The organism is Krasilnikovia cinnamomea, assembly GCF_004217545.1.
Taxonomy (GTDB): domain Bacteria; phylum Actinomycetota; class Actinomycetes; order Mycobacteriales; family Micromonosporaceae; genus Actinoplanes; species Actinoplanes cinnamomeus.
On sequence record NZ_SHKY01000001.1, the window covers coordinates 2,457,244 to 2,474,183 of the forward strand.

Below are 16,940 nucleotides of genomic sequence, written 5' to 3' on the forward strand. Positions count from 1 at the left end.
GAGCGCCTCAATGACCTCTGCCTCACCCGCCATGCGCGAGCGATACCTCGCCGACTCCATCGCCACCGCATCCCCCGCCAAGCTGCTGGTGATGCTCTACGACCGGCTCGTACTGGACCTGACGCGGGGCGAACAGGCCCTGCTCGACGGCGACCGGGAGGACGCCCGGACCAACCTGCTGCACGCCCAGGACATCGTCCTGGAATTGCAGACCTCGTTGAAACCGGACGTGTGGGACGGCGCCGCCGATCTGGCCGCGATCTACGCTTTCGTGATGACCGAGCTGGTCACCGCGAACGTCAAGGGTGATCCGGTCAAGGTGCGGCAGTGCCGCGAGCTGATGGAGCCGCTGCGCGACACGTGGCGCGAGGCGGCGCTGGCCACCGCGTCCACCGGGAGCTGAGCGCCGATGACCGGCGACTGGCGCGACGCCTGGATCGGCGCCCTGGACGAGCTGGAGGCGAACGTCGAGGTCATCGAGGAGATGATCAAGGAGGAGCACCGCATCCGGGACCTGCCGGAGGCCACGCCGTGGGCGCCACCGCGAGGTATCGGCCCGATCCCGCAGGACCTGCGCTCGCGCGCGGAGGAAATCCTGGCCCGCCAGATGGAAGCGGCGAAGGCGGCTGCGCTGGCGATCACCGCCAACCGGCGGCAGACCGCCTTCGCGGCCAAGGTCGAGGTCGGTACGCCCGGCAAGGCGATCCCGTCGTACGTCGACTGCGCCATGTGACCACAACGTAAGAACCGTCAATCCCGGTAGCCCCGCAGACGCGGGGCTACCGGGTTTTTTGCATGCAACTCCACGGCAACCGTTTCCGGCTCAGTGGATGAGCGAGTACGCCGAAGCGGAGTACGAGCACGGATAGCTCAGCGACACGCCACGGACCGGCGGCAACCAGGTAGGTGACGAAAGGAGTTGTTGCCGTGTTCGACGACGTGTCGTCATCCGCGCTGCGTGTGGCCGTGGCCGGCCTGGCCGCCCGCCAGAGCGCCATCGCGGACAACATCGCGAACATCGAGACCCCGGGCTACCACGCCCGCAAGGTCAAGTTCGAAGAGGCATTGAGCGGCGCCGTCGCCGCCGGCCGGTCGCCGGAGTCGGTGACCCCGAGCGTGCAGCGCTCACTGGAGCCCACCCGGCTCAACGGGAACAACGTCAACCTCGACGAGGAGACGCTGTCGCACATCGACACGACGATGCGCTACCAGCTCACCCTGCGTGCCGTGGAGTTCAAGCACAACCTGCTGCGCGACGCGATCCGGGGGGTCTGATCATGAGCATCTTCAACGCGATCGGCGTGGCCGGCACCGGCGTCACGGTCTACCGCAAGTGGCTCGACGCGATCTCCGACAACATCGCGAACATCGACACGGTCAAGCGGACCTCCGAGAACGCCTTCCAGGCCCGGTACGTCATCGCCCAGGAGGCGCAGGACGGCAACGGCGCCCAGGTCGGCGGCATCGCCCTGGGCAGTGCCGAGGGCAAGCTCGAATACGACCCGGACAACCCGCTGGCCGACACCGAGGGCTACGTCCGCCGCCCGGACATCGACCTCGGCAGCCAGATGGCCCAGATGATCATGGCGCAGCGCTCGTACCAGGCGAACCTCGCCGTGGTGGACCGCGCCCGTGACTCGTACGCCGCCGCCATCAACCTCGGGAAGTGACGACCATGACCTCTCCGATCGATGCGATCAGCGCCGTTTCCGGCGTCGGCGGTATCTCCGGGATCGACGGCCTCTCGGCCGCCTCCGGCACTCCCGCCGTCACCGGCCCGAACTCGGACTTCGCCGGAATGCTGGCCAACGGCCTGGAAAGCGTGCAGGCCTCCCAGAACAAGGCGAACGACCTGGCGGTACAGGTCGCCAACGGCACGTTGAGCGACCCCGCGCAGTACACGATGGCCGCGAACGATGCTGCGCTGGCCATGCAACTGACCGTGGCGATCCGGAACAAGGCCGTCGAGGCCTTCCAGGAAATCATGAGGATGCAGGCCTGACATGATTAACCGCCTTCCCGCGCCCGTACGCAAAGTCACCGACGGTTTCAAGGCGTTCACGCCTGGCCAGAAGTCCGTCACGATCGTCGCGGTGCTCGCACTCGCGATCGGTGGCTACTTCTTCGCCACGTGGGCCGCCAAGCCGACGTACGCGACGTTGTTCAACAACCTGTCCGCCAAGGACGCCAGCGCGATCGTCGAGACGCTGCAGAAGTCCGGCACGCCGTACGAGCTGGCCAACAGTGGCCAGACCATCCTGGTCCCCAAGGAGCAGGTGTACGACCTGCGGCTGCAGCTGTCCGGCGAGGGCCTGCCCGGTGAGTCCGACACCGGATACGCGTTGCTGGACAAGCAGGGCGTGACCACGAGCGACTTCATGCAGCACGTGGGCTACCAGCGGGCGCTGGAAGGCGAACTCGCCAACACCATCAAGAGCATCGACGGGGTGCAGGCCGCCACCGTGCACCTGGTCATCCCGCAGAAGGACGTCTTCGCCGACGACCAGAAGAAGCCGACCGCTTCGGTCCTGGTCACCTCGAAGGCGAACGACCAGCTGAACAACCAGCAGGTGCAGTCGGTCGTGCACCTGGTCGCCTCCAGTGTGGAGGGTCTGCAGCCGGAGCAGGTCACCGTGGCCGACGCCAACGGCCGGATGCTGTCCACCGGTAACGGCACCGCGATCGGCACGGGCAACGGCGGGGACGGCTCGGACGACCAGACGGTCACGTTCCAGAACCGGCTCAACAGCTCGCTGCAGACGATGCTGGACGCGGTCGTCGGCCCGGGTCACGCCAAGGTGACCACGAACGCGCAGCTCGACTTCGACCAGACGCAGACGAAGAAGGAGACGTACCAGGCCGACCCGTCGCTGCCGGCGCTCGCGGAAAGCATCAGCCGGGAGGCGTACAACGGCGCGGGCACCAACACCGGTGGGGTGCTCGGCCCGGACAACATCCAGGTGCCCAACGGCGCCAACAACGGCAACGGCCAGTACGAGAACACCGCGCAGACCCGCAACAACGCGCTGAACAAGACCATCGAGGACCGCAAGAGCGCGCCCGGCACGGTCAAGCGGCTCAGCGTCGCGGTGCTGCTGGACAGCAAGACCGCCGGCCTGGTGAACCCGGCCGACGTGCAGCAGCTGGTCAGCGCCGCCGCCGGCGTCGACGCCACCCGGGGCGACACCATCGCGGTCAGCGCGATGCCGTTCGACACCACCGCCGCGGACCAGGCGAAGCAGGAGATGCTGGCGATCGAGGCAGCGAAGAAGGCCGACGAGCAGATGTCGATGCTCAAGACCGGTGGTCTGGTCCTGCTCGTCCTGCTCCTGCTGCTGGCAGTGTGGTGGCGTGGCCGGCGGATCAAGAAGCGCAAGGCGCTGACCGCCGCCGAGATCGCCCACCTGGAGGCCATGCAGGCCGCGCTGGAGCAGCAGCGCCTGGCCGAACTGAACGCCGCCATCCCGCAGCCCGCGATCGAGTCGACGCACAACGAGCACCTCGAGGAACGGCAGCGCGAGATCGAGAAGATGGTCGAACAGCAGCCCGAGGAAATCGCCGCCCTGCTTCGGGGCTGGCTGGGCGCTGGCCGCTGACCACAACCGGTTAAGAGGGGGATTCTGAGTTGAGCACAGCGGCACTGACCACGACGTCCATGACGGGCCTGCGCAAGGCCGCCATCCTGCTGGTACGGATGGGCACGAAGTACTCCAGCAAGGTGCTCTCCACGCTGCGGGAGAACGAGGTGGAGGAACTCTCCGCCGAGATCGCCCGGCTCGGCAAGCTGGAGACCGACGTCGTCACGGACGTGATCGACGAGTTCTACGCCATGGCCACCACCCAGAGCGCCGGCGTCGGCGGCCTCGCGTACGCCCGGGACCTGCTGGAGGCGTCGCTCGGCCCCGAGCGGGCGGCGCTGATCCTGGACCGTCTCGAAGCCTCGATGACGGACATGCCGTTCAACTTCCTCAGCCATGCCGACCCGCGCCAGCTGCTCTCGTACGTGCAGTACGAGCACCCGCAGACCATCGCGCTGGTCCTGGCGCACGTACCGGCGGCGCTCGGTTCGTCGATCCTGTCCGGCCTCGCGCCCGAGGTGCAGTCGGACGTCGCACACCGCATCGCGGTGATGGACCGTACCTCGCCGGACGTGATCCGGCAGGTGGAGCAGGCCCTGCAGCGCAAGCTCTCCACCGTGCTGCAGCCCGACCAGCTCTCCACGGTCGGCGGCGTGCAGCCGCTGGTCGACATCATCAACCGGGCCGACCGCACCACCGAGCGGCTCATCCTGGAGGCGCTGGAAGAGCGCAACCCGGAGATCGCCGAGGAGATCCGGCGCCGGATGTTCATGTTCGAGGACATCACCCTGCTCGACGACCGTGCGGTGCAGCTGGTGCTGCGCCAGGTCGAGCCCAACGACCTCGCCACCGCGCTCAAGGGTGTCAACGACCTGGTGAGGAACAAGGTCACCGGCAACCTCTCCGAGCGCGGCCGGGAGAACCTGCTCGAGGAGATGGACCTGCTCGGCCCGGTCAAGCTGCGGATGGTCGAGGAGTCGCAGCAGAAGATCGTGTCGGTGATCCGCTCGCTCGAGGACTCCGGCCAGATCGAGATCCAGCGTGGTGGAGAAGCCGATGAACTCGTCGACTGACAACCGGGTGTTCCTGCGCGGCTCGGTCGCCGACTCCGCGGCCACCGTCCGGTTCGCGGTGGACCTGCGCCGCCGCGAACCGGGCGACACCCCGCCGGTGCAGCGGGCCAAGGAGGAGGCCCGCACCGCCGGGTACGCCGAGGGATGGGCACAGGGCCAGCGCGCGGCCGCGATCGAGGCGACCGCCGCGCTGGAGCGCACACGCGAGGCGGAACGGGCGTTCGATCAGCGGCGCGCCGCCGCGCTGGCGCAAGCGGTGGAGGCGGCCGGTCGGGCCGCCGACAAGCTGGAGACCCGGCACGTGACGAGCGTGCACGACATCCAGGAGGAGATCCTCGCGCAGGCGTTCGAGCTGGCCGAGGCGATCATCGGGCGCACCCTGGCCGACCCGCAGGGACGTGCGGTCGACGCGCTGCGCCGCGCCATGTCCGTCGCCCCGGAACGTCCCGGGCTCGTGGTGGCGCTGCACCCCGACGATTATCGGGTTCTGGTCGGCACGGCAACCGACACGGACTACAACTACGAGGGACGGCCGGTGCACCTGCGCCCGGACCCGGCGTTGCAGCCGGGTGACGCCGTCGCAGAGATCGGCGCCACCACGGTGGACGCCTCGATCGCCGCCGCCGTGCAACGGGCCCGGGAGGCATTACGGCTGTGACGGACGCGTTCCGTAACCGGCTCAGCGCCGCGATGGTCGCCGCCCGGCCTCAGGCCAGGGGCAAGGTGACCGGCGCGGTCGGGTTGCGGGTCACGGTCAGCGGGCTGGAGGCCCGGGTCGGCGAGCTGCTGGCCATCGGCGAGGGCGCGGACACCGTACTGGCGGAGGTTGCCGCGCTCGACGGCGAGCGGCTGTCCTGCCTGCCGTTGGGCCCGATCACCGGGCTGGGTACCGGCAGCCCGGTAGTCGCCACCGGCGGCCCGCTGCGCGTCCGGGTCGGCCCCGATCTGCGCGGGCGCATCCTGGACGGCCTGGGCCGCCCGATGGACGGTGGCCCGCCGCTGACCGGTGAGCCGGTCGGCATCGACGCCGCACCACCGTCCGCGCTGGAACGCCAGCTGGTCGCGGAACCGATGCCGCTGGGCATCCGGGTGCTCGACACGCTGGTGCCGTGCGGCAGGGGCCAGCGCATCGGCATCTTCGCCGGCTCCGGTGTCGGCAAGTCCACGCTCATGTCGATGATCACCCGCGGTACGGCAGCGGAGCTGAACGTCATCGCGCTGGTCGGTGAGCGCGGCCGGGAGGTGCGCGAGTTCATCGAACACGACCTGGGCGACGAGGGCCTGGCCCGGTCCGTGGTGGTCGTCGCCACCTCGGATCAGCCACCACTGGTCCGGCTGCGTGCCGGATCGGTGGCCACCCGGATCGCGGAGTACTACCGGGACGAGGGCGCCGACGTACTGCTGATGATGGACAGCGTGACCCGCGCGGCGATGGCGCAGCGCGAGGTGGGGCTGTCGGTGGGCGAGCCCCCGGCCACCCGCGGCTATCCGCCGAGTGTCTTCGCCATGCTCGCCTCGCTGCTGGAACGCGCCGGTCCGGGCGCCCGCGGCAGCATCACGGGGCTGTACACGGTGCTGGTGGAGGGCGACGACCACAACGAGCCGATCGCCGACGCGGCCCGCTCGATCCTCGACGGCCACATCGTGCTCGACCGTAAGCTCGCCACCGCGGGCCACTTCCCCAGCATCGAGGCGCTGGATTCCATCTCCCGGGTCGCCAACAAGATCACCACAGCGGAGCAGCGGGCCGACGCCACGGAGCTGCGCCGGATGATGGCGGCCCACCGGGAGATCCGCGAACTGGTCGAGATCGGCGCATACGTGCCGGGCACCAACCCCGACGCGGACCGCGCCACCGCCATCTGGCCGGAGATCACCGCGTTCCTGCGGCAGGGCCTCGACGAGCGGGTCACCGCCGAACAGGCGTGGCAGGGGCTGCACGCTCTGGTGCAGCCGGCCGGGTAGGCGCACCGCACCGGGTGCAGCTCGGGTGCAGGCGCTCAGCGCCTTCCGGGCCGGGCCGAAGGTCGGGGTGAGGACGCCCATCCCGCCCCGCCAGGAGGCCTCGTGAACCGGTTCTTTAGGCTCGCGCCAGTACTGCGCGCACGCAAAGCGCAGGAGGACGTGGCCCGCGGCGCCGTGCTTCAGTCACAGGCCGAGATCCGCCACGCCCAGGCCCTCGTCAAGCGGCGACACCTCGAACTCACCGGCTCGGACGCACCCACCGAAGGCACGGCCCGCGCCATGGTCGCCTCACTGGTGGCCCGGCAGTCCCTGGCGGCCGGCCTCTTCGACGCGCACCGGATGGTCGCCGAGGCCGAAGAGGCCACCCAGGAAAAGATGGACGAGCTGGCCGACGCCGCCAAGCGCCGCCGGGCCGTCGAGCTGCTGGCCGAGCGGCACGCCGAGGCCGTACGGCGGCACGACCTCGCACTGGACCAGCAGAACCTCGACGAGCTGGCCGTCACCGCCAAGGCCCGCAACGCCGCCCGCGGCGTCGACGGGCTCCGCGAGGAACGCGCCAACCCGCTGCGCCACGGCCACGGCAGCGCCGCCGACCGCGAGGCGGCCAGCCGCGCCGTCGCCAACTCGGTGGCCGCCCAGCGCCCCACGTACGACCTGGCCGACCCGGCCCAGACTCTCGCCGCCCGCCGCGCGGCCCTGCTGAGCGCTCAGCAGACTGCACGGCCGGCCGACCTCTCCGACGACAGCACCGACGACGACAACCGGAGCCGCGCATGATGGGCATCGACGGGGTCCTGGCCCGAATCTCGGAGCTGAACAGCCAGCTCAGGGTCGTACCCGCCACCGTCGGCGCCGCCACGAGCGCGCCCCGGACCGGCGGCACGGCGTTCGCCTCCGCCCTGGCCAACGCCACCGCCACGGACACCGCCACGGACACCGGCACGACCCGCGCCGGGGCGACCGGCGCGGACGTCGTGGCGGCCGCCAAGAAGTACCTGGGCACCCGGTACGTGTTCGGCAGCACCGACCCCGCCAAGGGGCTGGACTGCTCCGCGCTGGTGCAGCGGGCGTACCGCGACCTCGGCATCGAACTGCCGCGCAACTCGTGGCAGCAGGCCAAGGCGGGCACAAAGGTCGCCAACCTCGCCGCCGCGCAGCCCGGCGACATCCTCGCGTTCAACTCCCCCGTCAACCACGTCGCCATCTACCTCGGCGACAACAAGATGATCGCGGCGCCGAAGCCCGGCGACCACGTCAAGATCCAGTCGGTGTACGAGACGCCGACCCACATCCGGCGGGTGCTCGGCACCGAGGCCGCGACCGGCGCAACCACCGCGGCGGCCCGCCCGGCCGCGCTGCGGCAGACCGGCGGCCTGGCCGGGGTGCCGTACGCGGACCTGTTCCTGAAGGCCGGCGCGAAGTACCACGTCTCGCCGGAGCTGCTGGCCGCGGTCGCCAAGGTCGAATCCAGCTACAACCCGAAGGCAGTCAGCCCCGCCGGGGCGCAGGGCCTCATGCAGCTGATGCCGGCCACCGCCCGCGGGCTGGGCGTGCGCAACTCGTTCGACCCGGCGCAGGCCGTCGACGGCGCCGCCAAGCTGCTCGCGAACCACCTCAAGGAGTTCAAGTCGCTGCCGCTGGCCCTCGCGGCCTACAACGCGGGCGGCGGCGCGGTGCACAAGTACGGGGGCATCCCCCCGTTCGCGGAAACCCAGGCGTACGTGCCGAAGGTCCAGAAGGCGCTCGCCGCGCTGGGCGGCTGACCATCGAGACAACAGGAGGAGATCTGCCGATGAGCACGCCGAGCACCATCGTCGGTACGGACCGCACGGCGACGACCGATGTCACCCGCCGCCCCACGGCCGCGCCCAGCGGCGGCGGGGAGGCGTTCGGTTCGGCGCTCTCCGCCGAGCTGAGCCGCAGGCCCGCCGGTACGGACCCGGCCGACCTGCAGCGTGCCGCGGCGGACCGGGCCGCGCAGACCCGGAACGCCCAGGACCGCGCCGCGCACGAGGACGCGACCCAGAACCGCGCCGCCCATGACCGGGCCGCCCACGATCGGGCCGCCCACGATCGGGCCGCCCAGGACCGGGCCATGCAGGCCGACCGCGGCCGGGCCGCCCAGGACCGCGTGCTGCAGAACCGCGCCGCCCGCGAACGGGCCCAGGATCGCGCGGAGCAGCGGCGGGTACAGTCCCGTGCCGCCGAACAGCGGTACGCCGAAGTCACCGGCCGACGCCCCGCCCAGGCGCGTCGCGACGACCCGGACACCACCGAGCCGCAGGTGACCGGTCCGGTGAACCCCGCGGTCACGGCCGTCCCGCCCACCGGGCCCGGCCACACCGGCACCACCGAGGCGGTCAGCGCGACGGACGGCCCGGCGGTCACCGCCACCACCGCCGCCGCCGACGTCCCGCCGGTCGCACCGGACGCGGGCTCGCCCGCTGTCGCGGACGAGGCGGCGGCGCGGACACAGCCGAGCACCGTGCCGGGTACCGCGCTCGGGCAGGCCGTGCCCGGTCTGCCGGGAGCGCCCGCCGAGGACCCGGCCGCGACCGGCCCCGACCAGCCCGCGACCGTGCCTGTGCCAGCGGGAGGGGACGCGGTGGGGGTCGCCGCAGCGGGCGTGCCGTCGCCGGCTCCGGACCACGCCGCCGCGCCGCCGCCTGCCACCGGCCCGGCCACGGGCGGCCAGGTCGCCACCGGCCCGGCCACGGGCGGCCCGGCCGCCACCGGCCCGGCCACGGGCGGCCCGGCTACCACCGGCCCGGCCACGGGTGGCCCGGCCGCCACCGGCCAGACCGCCGACGGCCCGACCGCCGACAGCCCGGTCCCGGCCGCCCCGACGCAGCCCGGCGTACCCGTCACGGGCTCCGACCCGGCACCCGCCGGTCCGGGCAGCCCCGTCACCGGCCCGGTCCTGACCGCCGCGGTCCAGCCCGGCCTGCAAGCCGCCGCGGCCACCCCGGCCCAGCCCGGGACCCCGGCCACCCCGGTGCCGGCCAGCCCGGCCCCGGGCACCGCGCCCACCGACGCCACCCCGCCGGTCACGCCGGCCGGACCCACCGCCGCCGGCGTCGCGCCCGCGGGACCGACCGCCGCCGCGAACCCCACCGACGCCCAGAGCGGACCCGCCGCCCCGGGCACCACCACGCCGAGCGACGCTCAGCCGTACGCCGCCGCCGCGGCTGCGGCCAGCGCCGAACCGAGCCCGGCCGCGCCCGAAGCGCGGGCCGCCACCGCGGCAGGCCCCGACGCCCCCGAGACCCCGGCGCCCGCCACCGGCCCGGCACCGGCCGCCTCCGCCGGCCGCCCGGGGTCGGAAGCCGGCGACAACCCGGACGGCCGTCCAGCCCCCGACCAGGGGGTGCCGCTAGCCTCGGGCGCGGCGCGCGCGGAGGTGTCCGGTCCGCCGCCCGCCGTACCCGGCCCGGTGAGCGTGGCCGTGTCCGCGGCCGGTCCGGTCGCCCGTGCGGAGGCGCCCGCGCCGCCCGCACCGGCACCGCCGGTCCCGGCCGCGGCCCAGCTGGCGCTGCGGATCGCCCCGCTGCGGCTGGACGCCGACGGCGTGCATCGCCTGACCGTCCATCTGCATCCGGCAGACCTGGGCCCGGTCCAGGTGGTCGCGGAGATCCGAAACGGCGAGATCAACCTCCAGCTGACCGGTACGACCGACGCCGGCACGGACACGCTCCGGCAGTCCCTGGACGACCTGCGACGTCAGCTGACCGAATCCGGGTTCACGAACTGCTCCCTGGACCTGCGGCAGGGCTCCGCCCAGCAGGAGCAGGCCCGCCAGCAGTTCACGCTGCGGGAGGGCGGCTCACCCGGCGGTACGCGGGCGAGCGCCGGCCCGGAGGCAGCGGAACCGCCCGTCGCCGCCCCGGTCCGGGCCGACGGCACCAGCCGTCTCGACGTCCGGGCCTGACCGCGGCCGGGCGCACCCGAACTGCACCTAAGCCACCGGGGAACCCCGCCGAATTCGATGACGGGCGAAGAATTTTCGCCCCACCCACGCCGACCCAGGAGGGCCGTCATGACCACGCCGATCAACGGCTACGTCAGCAAGGACTACGACGTCAACCGGACGCCGACCTCGCTGTACACCAACAAGACGACCACCGACAGCGGCTCACGGAAGAACCTGGCCGACCAGGACACGTTCCTCAAGCTCCTGGTCGCGCAGCTGAAGTACCAGGACCCGTCGAACCCCGCCGACTCGACCCAGTTCCTGGCCCAGACGGCGCAGTTCACCCAGGTCGAGAAGCTCGGCGCGATCGAGAACGTCTTGAAGGGCCAGCAGCTGATCGGGGCCAGCGCCCTGGTCGGTCAGACGGTCAGCTTCAAGGACCCCAACGGTGACACCCAGGTGGGTGTCGTCAGCACGGCACGGCTCAACGGAGACAGCGAACCGGTCCTCGTGATCGGGAACATGGATGTGCAGCTGTCCAAGGTCACGGAAGTCCACCGGGCGGGCTGACCTCAGCCCACCCGCCCACTCTCCTCAACCGGGAAGGACACCCCAACCGCATGCTGCGTTCCCTGTTCTCCGGCATCTCCGGTCTGCGCGCCCACCAGCAGATGATGGACGTGACCGGCAACAACATCGCCAACGTCAACACGACCGGCTACAAGACCAGCCAGGCCGTCTTCCAGGACACCCTGTCGCAGATGGTCAACGCCGCCGGCGCGCCACAGACGCAGGCCGGTGGCACCAACCCGGCCCAGGTCGGTCTCGGTGTGCGCCTGGCCAGCATCAGCGCCAACTTCAGCCAGGGTGCCGCGCAGACCACGGGCAAGTCGTCGGACATGATGATCCAGGGCGACGGCTTCTTCATCGTCAAGAGCAACGGTGAGTCGCTGTACACCCGCGCGGGATCCTTCAGCTTCGACGGCAACGGCTCGCTGACCACCCCGAACGGCCAGATCGTGCAGGGCTGGAGCGCGAACGCCGCCGGTGTCGTCAACACCGCGGGCGCGCCCGGGAACATCAAGCTGCCGATCGGCATCAGCCTGGCACCCACCGCGACCACGAGCTTCACCCTCACCGGCAACCTCTCCTACGAGGCCAATGTCGGCGACTTCAAGGTGATCCCGGTGCCGGTGATCGACGCCAACGGTGCGTCCAGCGTCATGAACGTCACCCTGACGGAAACCGTCAAGGGCGACCCCGCCATCCCGACGGTGCCGGAGTGGACGATGACGCTGCCCGACGGCAGCACCCAGGCGCTGTCCTTCCCCAGCGGAAGGCCAGAGGATCCCGCCTTCCCGGGCGTCCCGCTCACCACTGTCAGCCTCGGCGCCGCGCCGAACACCTACACCATCGACGTCCGCGACCTCACCTGCTACAGCGGTAACACCGAGGCGCGGGTGAGCGCGTCGGACGGCTCCGCGGCCGGCATCCTGAGCTCGTACACGGTGTCGAACACCGGCCAGATCGTGGGTGTGTTCAGCAACGGTCTCAAGCAGACGCTGGGCCAGCTGGCGCTCGCGAACTTCAACAACGTCAACGGTCTGGAGAAGATCGGTGACTCGATGTTCCGCAGCACGGTGAACTCGGGTCTGGCCCAGGTCGGCGCGGCCGGCTCCGCCGGTCTCGGCCTCATCTCCAGCGGCATGCTGGAAATGTCGAACGTGGACCTGGCGCAGGAGTTCACGAACCTGGTCATCGCCCAGCGCGGTTTCCAGGCGAACAGCCGGATCATCACCACCAGCGACGAGATCCTGCAGGAACTCGTCAACCTCAAGCGCTGACGATGACCGTGTGCCGGCCGGGATGGGTCTCGCCCCGTCCCGGCCGCCGCGTGTCCGGGCACCGCCCGCCCGGCCGCCGCCGATCCGCGCGCCTCGCACCCGGATGGCGACCCGTACGCCCTTATTCGCACCACCCGCATGTCCGATGGACATGTGACGGGCCACGGATGGCCCCGACCAGCCGACGAACGACCAAGGACGGACCCGTGATCCTCGTAACCCGCCTCAACGGTGCTGTGTTCGCCCTGAACCCGGACCTGGTCGAGCGTGCCGACTGCACGCCCGACACGGTCATCACTCTGGTGGACGGCACCAAGTACGTCATCGCGGAGTCTGTGCCCGAGTTCATCGACTCGGTCCGCCACTACCGCGCCTCCCTGATCGCCCAGGCGAGCCGCATCGAGGACGCCGAAGCGCCCGCCTCCGATGAATCGCAGGACGCCGTGGTGCTCCCGCTGCACCGAAAGGACCGCTGATGGACATCGCCACCATCGTCGGCGTTGTCGCCGCCCTGGTCATCGTCTTCACCGTCCAGATCCTGGAGGGTGGCTCGCCGGCGTCGATCCTGCTGATTCCGTCGCTGCTGCTGGTGTTCGGCGGCGCGTTCATGGCCGCCATGGCCGGCGGCGTGCTGAAGGACGCCCTCAACTTCCCCAAGCTGCTGCAGAAGGCGTTCCTCGCCAAGGTGGCGCCGCCGACCCGGCTCGTGGACGACATCGTCAAGCTGGCCGAGCGGGCGCGCCGCGAGGGCCTGCTGGCGCTGGAGGACGCGGTCAAGGAGGTCCAGCACCCCTTCCTCAAGCGCGGCCTGCAGCTGGCCATCGACGGCACCGACCCGGAGGAGCTGCACGACATCCTGCACGCCGAGATCGCCGCGAAGAAGAAGGCCGACAAGGCCGGCATGAAGATCTTCGAGAGCATGGGCGGCTACGCGCCGACGATCGGCATCATCGGCACGGTCATGGGCCTGGTGCACGTGCTGGAGAACCTCAGCAAGCCGGAGACGCTGGGCCATTCCATCTCCGCCGCGTTCGTCGCGACGCTGTGGGGCGTGATGAGCGCCAACGTGATCTGGCTGCCGATCGCCTCCCGGCTCACCCGGCTCTCCGGTGTCGAGTGCGAGGAGATGGAGCTGATTATCGACGGTGTGCTGGCCATCCAGTCCGGCTCGAACCCGCGCCTGGTGGCCCAGAAGCTGCGCAGTCTGCTCCCGCCGGAGGTACGCAAGGCCGCCGAGGCCGCGTCCACCAAGAAGGCGGCGTAGCCGATGGCGACAAAGAGCGCGAGGCGCCGCAAGGGCGGCCACGAGGAGCACGAGGAGCACGTCAATCACGAGCGCTGGCTCGTGTCGTACGCCGACATGCTCACGCTGCTGTTCGTGCTGTTCGTGGTGCTGTTCGCGATGAGTACGGTCGACCAGAAGAAGTTCAACGAGCTGGCGGCGGGTCTGTCCGCCGGCTTCGGGGCGCCGACGGTTGTCTTCCAGGGCCAGACGTCGACCCTCGACGGGGACGGCCCGGCCGCGCAGCTGCTCAACATCGACCCGGGGGCGCGGCCCGACGACGGCACCTCCGGTACGCAGAAGATGACCAAGGAGCAGCAGCAGGCGGTCCAGCGGGCGATCCAGGCCGAGGGCCGGATCCGGGCTTCCAAGAACGCCGACGCGGCGGCCAAGGAGGCCGAGGACCTCAAGAAGATCGAGCGGAAGATCGCGGACGCACTCGCGAAGGTGAAGCTGCTCGACCAGGTGCGGTTCACGATCGACCGGCGGGGTCTGGTGGTCACCGTGGTGACCAACGAGGTGGTCTTCGCGGGCAACCGGGCCGACCTGCGGCCGGGTGGGGCCAAGATCCTGGACGCGGTGACGCCGCCGCTGCTGGCGCTGCCGAACCCGATCGAGGTGGACGGCCACACCAACCAGCTCAACTCCCCGACCACGTTCTACCCGAGCGGTTGGGAGCTGTCCGCTGCCCGCGCCTCGCGGGTGGTCCGTTACCTGACCGACCACGGGCTGGCCAAGAGCCGGATGAGCGCGGTCGGGTACTCCGACACCAAGCCGTTGATCGACCCCAGGGACCCGCGGGCGATCACCATGAACCGCCGGGTCGACGTGGTCGTCCTGACCATGCTGAAGCCGGATCAGGCCGGGCTGCTGCCGGCCGCCGCGGGAGACGACGCGAAGCCGCACGTCGGCCAGACCACGGCCGAGGCGAACGCCGAGGCGAACGCCGAAGCGGGCACCACCCCGTCCACCACCACGACCACGCACGACTGACGACAAGGAGGTTTCGATGAGCGAGAAGGATTCGGCTGCGCCGAAGAAGAAGGGCAAGCTGCTGCTGTTCCTCCTGGGCCCGGTCATTCTGCTGGGCGGTGGCGGGGCCGGCGGGTACATGCTGTTCGCGTCGCAGAAGGCGGAGGCCACGCCGAAGGCGCCGGAGAAGGGCGTGGTCGTCACGTTGGAGGATCCGCTGACGATCAACCTGTCCGCCGGGCACTATCTGAAACTGGGCTTCGCCATGCAGATGACCGCGGACGCCGGCGAGGAGGAGATCGACACCGCCGAGGCGCGTGACCTGGCGATCGACCAGTACACCGGCCTGGACATCGCGGTGCTGGAGAACGAGAAGGGTCGGGCGAAGGCCAAGCAGGACCTGCTCGCCAAGCTCGACCAGGCATACCGCAAGGACAAGAAGCAACTGGTCATGGACATCTACTTCACCCAGTTCGTGACGCAGTGACGGTGGCGCCGGACCGGGCATCGACCTGCCCATCCGGCGTACCTGGGGACAAAGCGACCCACGGGCTCAGTGGTTCGCGAAACGAGCCGATGAGGACGACGTGACCAACTCTCCGTCTGCGCCCGCCACCGGGCGGGGAACCATGCCGGCCGTCGGGCGGGGCAAGATGTCGCGCCGCGGTACCGGAGGGCCGGCACCGTACGACTTCCGGCGCCCGATCAAGCTGTCCCGCGAGCACGTCCGGACGCTGCAGATAGCGTTCGAGACGTACGCCCGCGGCTGCGGCACGCTGCTGACCACCCGGCTGCGGGTGGTCAGCAGCGTGACGTTGAACTCGATCGAGCAACTCAACTACGACGAGTACGTCGCGACGCTGGCCAACCCCACCATCCTGGCGCTGGTCTCCCTCGACCCGCTGCCCGGCACGGTGCTGATGGAGATGTCCTCACCGGCGGTGATGACGGCCATCGACCACATGCTGGGTGGTCCGGGCGGTCCCCAACCGGAGCGCCCGCTGACCGACGTCGAGATGCCACTGCTGCGCGGCCTGATGGAGCGGATGCTCGGCGAACTGCGCTACGGCTTCGAGACGCTGGTCGACATCAACCCGAAGCTGCGGGACATCGAGTACAACGCGCAGTTCCTGCGGGCACACCAGCCGGGCGACGCGGTGGTGATCGCCTCGTTCGAGATGAAGATCGGCACCGAGGAGTGCGTGGCGAGCATCTGCCTGCCGTTCAACACGATCCTGCCGGTGCTGGAACACCATGAAGCGATCGAGCTGACCCCGGCCGAGCGGCTGGCCCGCGACGTCGCGCTGCGGAACCTGACGGGCGGACTTTCTGCCGCGCCGATCGATGTTGCGGTCCGATTCCACCCAATTCGGATGCGTACCGATGACATCGTGGATCTACGCCCCGGCGACGTCGTGCCGTTGGGGCACCCGATCAGCGTGCCGCTCGACGTGACCGTCAACGACACCGTCTTCGCCCACGCCGTACCGGGTAATCAGGGCGCCCGGCTCGCGTGTCTCGTCGTGCCGTCGCCCCAGGAACCGTCGAAGGAGGTTGGCCGCCTGTGACCGCGCCCACCATCACCGAGCCGCAGGTCGCGCTGGCGCGCAGCGCCGCGGAGGCGGCCCGCGCCGTCCTTCCCACGAGCCGTGAGCTGGTCGTCGGCGTACCGGTCGCGGCCAGCGAGGACGCGCTGCCCGACGGACAGGCGATCACCGCCCGGTTCAGTGGCGCCGCGACCGGCGACGTGGTCGTGGTCGTCGGGCAGGACCTGGCCGACGCGCTCAAGGAGAGCCCGCTCGGCGAGCTGGACCTGACCGCGGCGGTACGCCCGGCCCTGGAAGCCGCCGCCCGTACGTTCGGGCCGGTCGTGCTGGACCCGGGCCAGGTCATGGAGCCCGCCGTCGCGCTCAGCGCGCTGGCCGCCAAGCCGGGCGCGGTGGCCGTGCCGCTGCTCGACGGCGAGACCGTACGCGCGATCGTGGCGCTCTCGCTCACGCCCTGGCCCGCGGAAGCCGGTCCGGGCGGGGTCCCGGCCCGGCGGGCGGAGATCGGCGCCATCCGCGGTGGCCTGGACATGCTGCACGACGTCGAGATGGAGGTCTCGGCGGAGCTGGGCCGGACCAGGATGAGCGTGCGGGAGCTGCTGTCGCTGGTGCCCGGCGCGATCGTGGAGCTGGACCGGGCCGCGGGCAGCCCCGCGGACCTGCTGGTGAACGGCCGCCTCATCGCCCGCGGCGAGGTCGTCGTCATCGACGAGAACTTCGGCATCCGGATCACGGAGATCGTCGCCCCGGGCAGTGAACAGGGGTAGCC

General features: G+C 71.0%; 20 protein-coding genes. All 20 read left to right on the forward strand.

Going from position 1 to position 16,940, the window contains the following annotated elements; all coding sequences use genetic code 11:
- Positions 1 to 10 precede the first annotated feature (10 nt).
- The 20 genes from fliS (at position 11) to fliN (ending at position 16,938) form a co-directional block, all read left to right on the forward strand.
- Positions 11 to 403 (forward strand): flagellar export chaperone FliS, encoded by a 393-nt coding sequence (gene fliS, locus EV385_RS10965; RefSeq protein ID WP_130509378.1) that lies wholly within the window; start codon positions 11 to 13, stop codon positions 401 to 403.
- 6 nt (positions 404 to 409) lie between these two features.
- Complete coding sequence (locus tag EV385_RS10970; protein WP_130509379.1) at positions 410 to 733, forward strand: hypothetical protein; 324 nt, start codon at positions 410 to 412, stop codon at positions 731 to 733.
- Positions 734 to 927: 194 nt separating this feature from the next.
- Entirely contained in the window at positions 928 to 1,275 is a 348-nt protein-coding gene (flgB, locus tag EV385_RS10975) for a flagellar basal body rod protein FlgB (RefSeq protein WP_130509380.1), read from the forward strand.
- Between the two features lie 2 nt (positions 1,276 to 1,277).
- Positions 1,278 to 1,670, forward strand: a complete 393-nt coding sequence (locus EV385_RS10980) for a flagellar basal body rod protein FlgC (RefSeq protein WP_130509381.1) — start codon at positions 1,278 to 1,280, stop codon at positions 1,668 to 1,670.
- 5 nt (positions 1,671 to 1,675) lie between these two features.
- A complete protein-coding gene (fliE, locus tag EV385_RS10985; RefSeq protein WP_130513224.1) occupies positions 1,676 to 2,002 on the forward strand; it encodes a flagellar hook-basal body complex protein FliE in 327 nt (108 codons plus the stop codon).
- Position 2,003: 1 nt separating this feature from the next.
- Complete coding sequence (gene fliF, locus EV385_RS10990) at positions 2,004 to 3,596, forward strand: flagellar basal-body MS-ring/collar protein FliF (protein WP_130509382.1); 1,593 nt, start codon at positions 2,004 to 2,006, stop codon at positions 3,594 to 3,596.
- Between the two features lie 29 nt (positions 3,597 to 3,625).
- Positions 3,626 to 4,651: a flagellar motor switch protein FliG gene (fliG, locus tag EV385_RS10995; protein WP_130509383.1), complete on the forward strand. Its 1,026-nt coding sequence runs from the start codon at positions 3,626 to 3,628 to the stop codon at positions 4,649 to 4,651.
- Positions 4,635 to 5,309, forward strand: a complete 675-nt coding sequence (locus tag EV385_RS11000) for a FliH/SctL family protein (RefSeq protein WP_130509384.1) — start codon at positions 4,635 to 4,637, stop codon at positions 5,307 to 5,309. The genes fliG and EV385_RS11000 overlap by 17 nt, the downstream gene beginning before the upstream one ends.
- Complete coding sequence (locus tag EV385_RS11005; protein WP_130509385.1) at positions 5,306 to 6,616, forward strand: FliI/YscN family ATPase; 1,311 nt, start codon at positions 5,306 to 5,308, stop codon at positions 6,614 to 6,616. Before EV385_RS11000 ends, EV385_RS11005 begins: the two co-directional genes overlap by 4 nt.
- Positions 6,617 to 6,718: 102 nt before the next feature.
- Entirely contained in the window at positions 6,719 to 7,393 is a 675-nt protein-coding gene (locus EV385_RS35005; protein ID WP_242624825.1) for a flagellar export protein FliJ, read from the forward strand.
- Positions 7,390 to 8,379, forward strand: a complete 990-nt coding sequence (locus EV385_RS11015) for a transglycosylase SLT domain-containing protein (RefSeq protein WP_130509386.1) — start codon at positions 7,390 to 7,392, stop codon at positions 8,377 to 8,379. The genes EV385_RS35005 and EV385_RS11015 overlap by 4 nt, the downstream gene beginning before the upstream one ends.
- A 29-nt stretch (positions 8,380 to 8,408) precedes the next feature.
- The gene (locus EV385_RS35650; protein ID WP_130509387.1) at positions 8,409 to 10,544 is read left to right on the forward strand and encodes a flagellar hook-length control protein FliK; all 2,136 of its coding nucleotides are present in this window, start codon (positions 8,409 to 8,411) and stop codon (positions 10,542 to 10,544) included.
- A 108-nt stretch (positions 10,545 to 10,652) separates the two neighbouring features.
- A complete protein-coding gene (locus EV385_RS11025; protein WP_130509388.1) occupies positions 10,653 to 11,096 on the forward strand; it encodes a flagellar hook assembly protein FlgD in 444 nt (147 codons plus the stop codon).
- Positions 11,097 to 11,146: 50 nt separating this feature from the next.
- The gene (locus EV385_RS11030; protein ID WP_130509389.1) at positions 11,147 to 12,370 is read left to right on the forward strand and encodes a flagellar hook protein FlgE; all 1,224 of its coding nucleotides are present in this window, start codon (positions 11,147 to 11,149) and stop codon (positions 12,368 to 12,370) included.
- A 206-nt stretch (positions 12,371 to 12,576) separates the two neighbouring features.
- Positions 12,577 to 12,846 (forward strand): flagellar FlbD family protein, encoded by a 270-nt coding sequence (locus tag EV385_RS11035; protein ID WP_130509390.1) that lies wholly within the window; start codon positions 12,577 to 12,579, stop codon positions 12,844 to 12,846.
- The gene (locus EV385_RS11040; RefSeq protein ID WP_130509391.1) at positions 12,846 to 13,634 is read left to right on the forward strand and encodes a flagellar motor protein; all 789 of its coding nucleotides are present in this window, start codon (positions 12,846 to 12,848) and stop codon (positions 13,632 to 13,634) included. Before EV385_RS11035 ends, EV385_RS11040 begins: the two co-directional genes overlap by 1 nt.
- 3 nt (positions 13,635 to 13,637) lie before the next feature.
- Positions 13,638 to 14,645 carry a flagellar motor protein MotB gene (locus EV385_RS11045; protein ID WP_130509392.1) on the forward strand — a complete coding sequence of 336 codons (1,008 nt, stop codon included), beginning with the start codon at positions 13,638 to 13,640 and terminating at the stop codon, positions 14,643 to 14,645.
- A gap of 16 nt (positions 14,646 to 14,661) precedes the next feature.
- Positions 14,662 to 15,111, forward strand: coding sequence for a flagellar basal body-associated FliL family protein (locus EV385_RS11050; protein ID WP_130509393.1), 450 nt, complete (start codon positions 14,662 to 14,664; stop codon positions 15,109 to 15,111).
- Between the two features lie 100 nt (positions 15,112 to 15,211).
- Positions 15,212 to 16,192: a flagellar motor switch protein FliM gene (locus tag EV385_RS11055; RefSeq protein WP_242624826.1), complete on the forward strand. Its 981-nt coding sequence runs from the start codon at positions 15,212 to 15,214 to the stop codon at positions 16,190 to 16,192.
- Entirely contained in the window at positions 16,189 to 16,938 is a 750-nt protein-coding gene (gene fliN, locus EV385_RS11060) for a flagellar motor switch protein FliN (RefSeq protein WP_130509394.1), read from the forward strand. Before EV385_RS11055 ends, fliN begins: the two co-directional genes overlap by 4 nt.
- Positions 16,939 to 16,940 lie beyond the last annotated feature (2 nt).

Bases quoted from the DNA above. Each gene is read 5' to 3' on its own strand.
- fliS (WP_130509378.1), top strand. From the start codon at position 11: ATGACCTCTGCCTCACCCGCCATGCGCGAGCGATACCTCGCCGACTCC.
- EV385_RS10970 (WP_130509379.1), top strand. From the start codon at position 410: ATGACCGGCGACTGGCGCGACGCCTGGATCGGCGCCCTGGACGAGCTG.
- EV385_RS10980 (WP_130509381.1), top strand. From the start codon at position 1,278: ATGAGCATCTTCAACGCGATCGGCGTGGCCGGCACCGGCGTCACGGTC.
- fliE (WP_130513224.1), top strand. From the start codon at position 1,676: ATGACCTCTCCGATCGATGCGATCAGCGCCGTTTCCGGCGTCGGCGGT.
- fliF (WP_130509382.1), top strand. From the start codon at position 2,004: ATGATTAACCGCCTTCCCGCGCCCGTACGCAAAGTCACCGACGGTTTC.
- EV385_RS11000 (WP_130509384.1), top strand. From the start codon at position 4,635: ATGAACTCGTCGACTGACAACCGGGTGTTCCTGCGCGGCTCGGTCGCC.
- EV385_RS11015 (WP_130509386.1), top strand. From the start codon at position 7,390: ATGATGGGCATCGACGGGGTCCTGGCCCGAATCTCGGAGCTGAACAGC.
- EV385_RS35650 (WP_130509387.1), top strand. From the start codon at position 8,409: ATGAGCACGCCGAGCACCATCGTCGGTACGGACCGCACGGCGACGACC.
- EV385_RS11025 (WP_130509388.1), top strand. From the start codon at position 10,653: ATGACCACGCCGATCAACGGCTACGTCAGCAAGGACTACGACGTCAAC.
- EV385_RS11030 (WP_130509389.1), top strand. From the start codon at position 11,147: ATGCTGCGTTCCCTGTTCTCCGGCATCTCCGGTCTGCGCGCCCACCAG.
- EV385_RS11040 (WP_130509391.1), top strand. From the start codon at position 12,846: ATGGACATCGCCACCATCGTCGGCGTTGTCGCCGCCCTGGTCATCGTC.
- EV385_RS11045 (WP_130509392.1), top strand. From the start codon at position 13,638: ATGGCGACAAAGAGCGCGAGGCGCCGCAAGGGCGGCCACGAGGAGCAC.
- EV385_RS11050 (WP_130509393.1), top strand. From the start codon at position 14,662: ATGAGCGAGAAGGATTCGGCTGCGCCGAAGAAGAAGGGCAAGCTGCTG.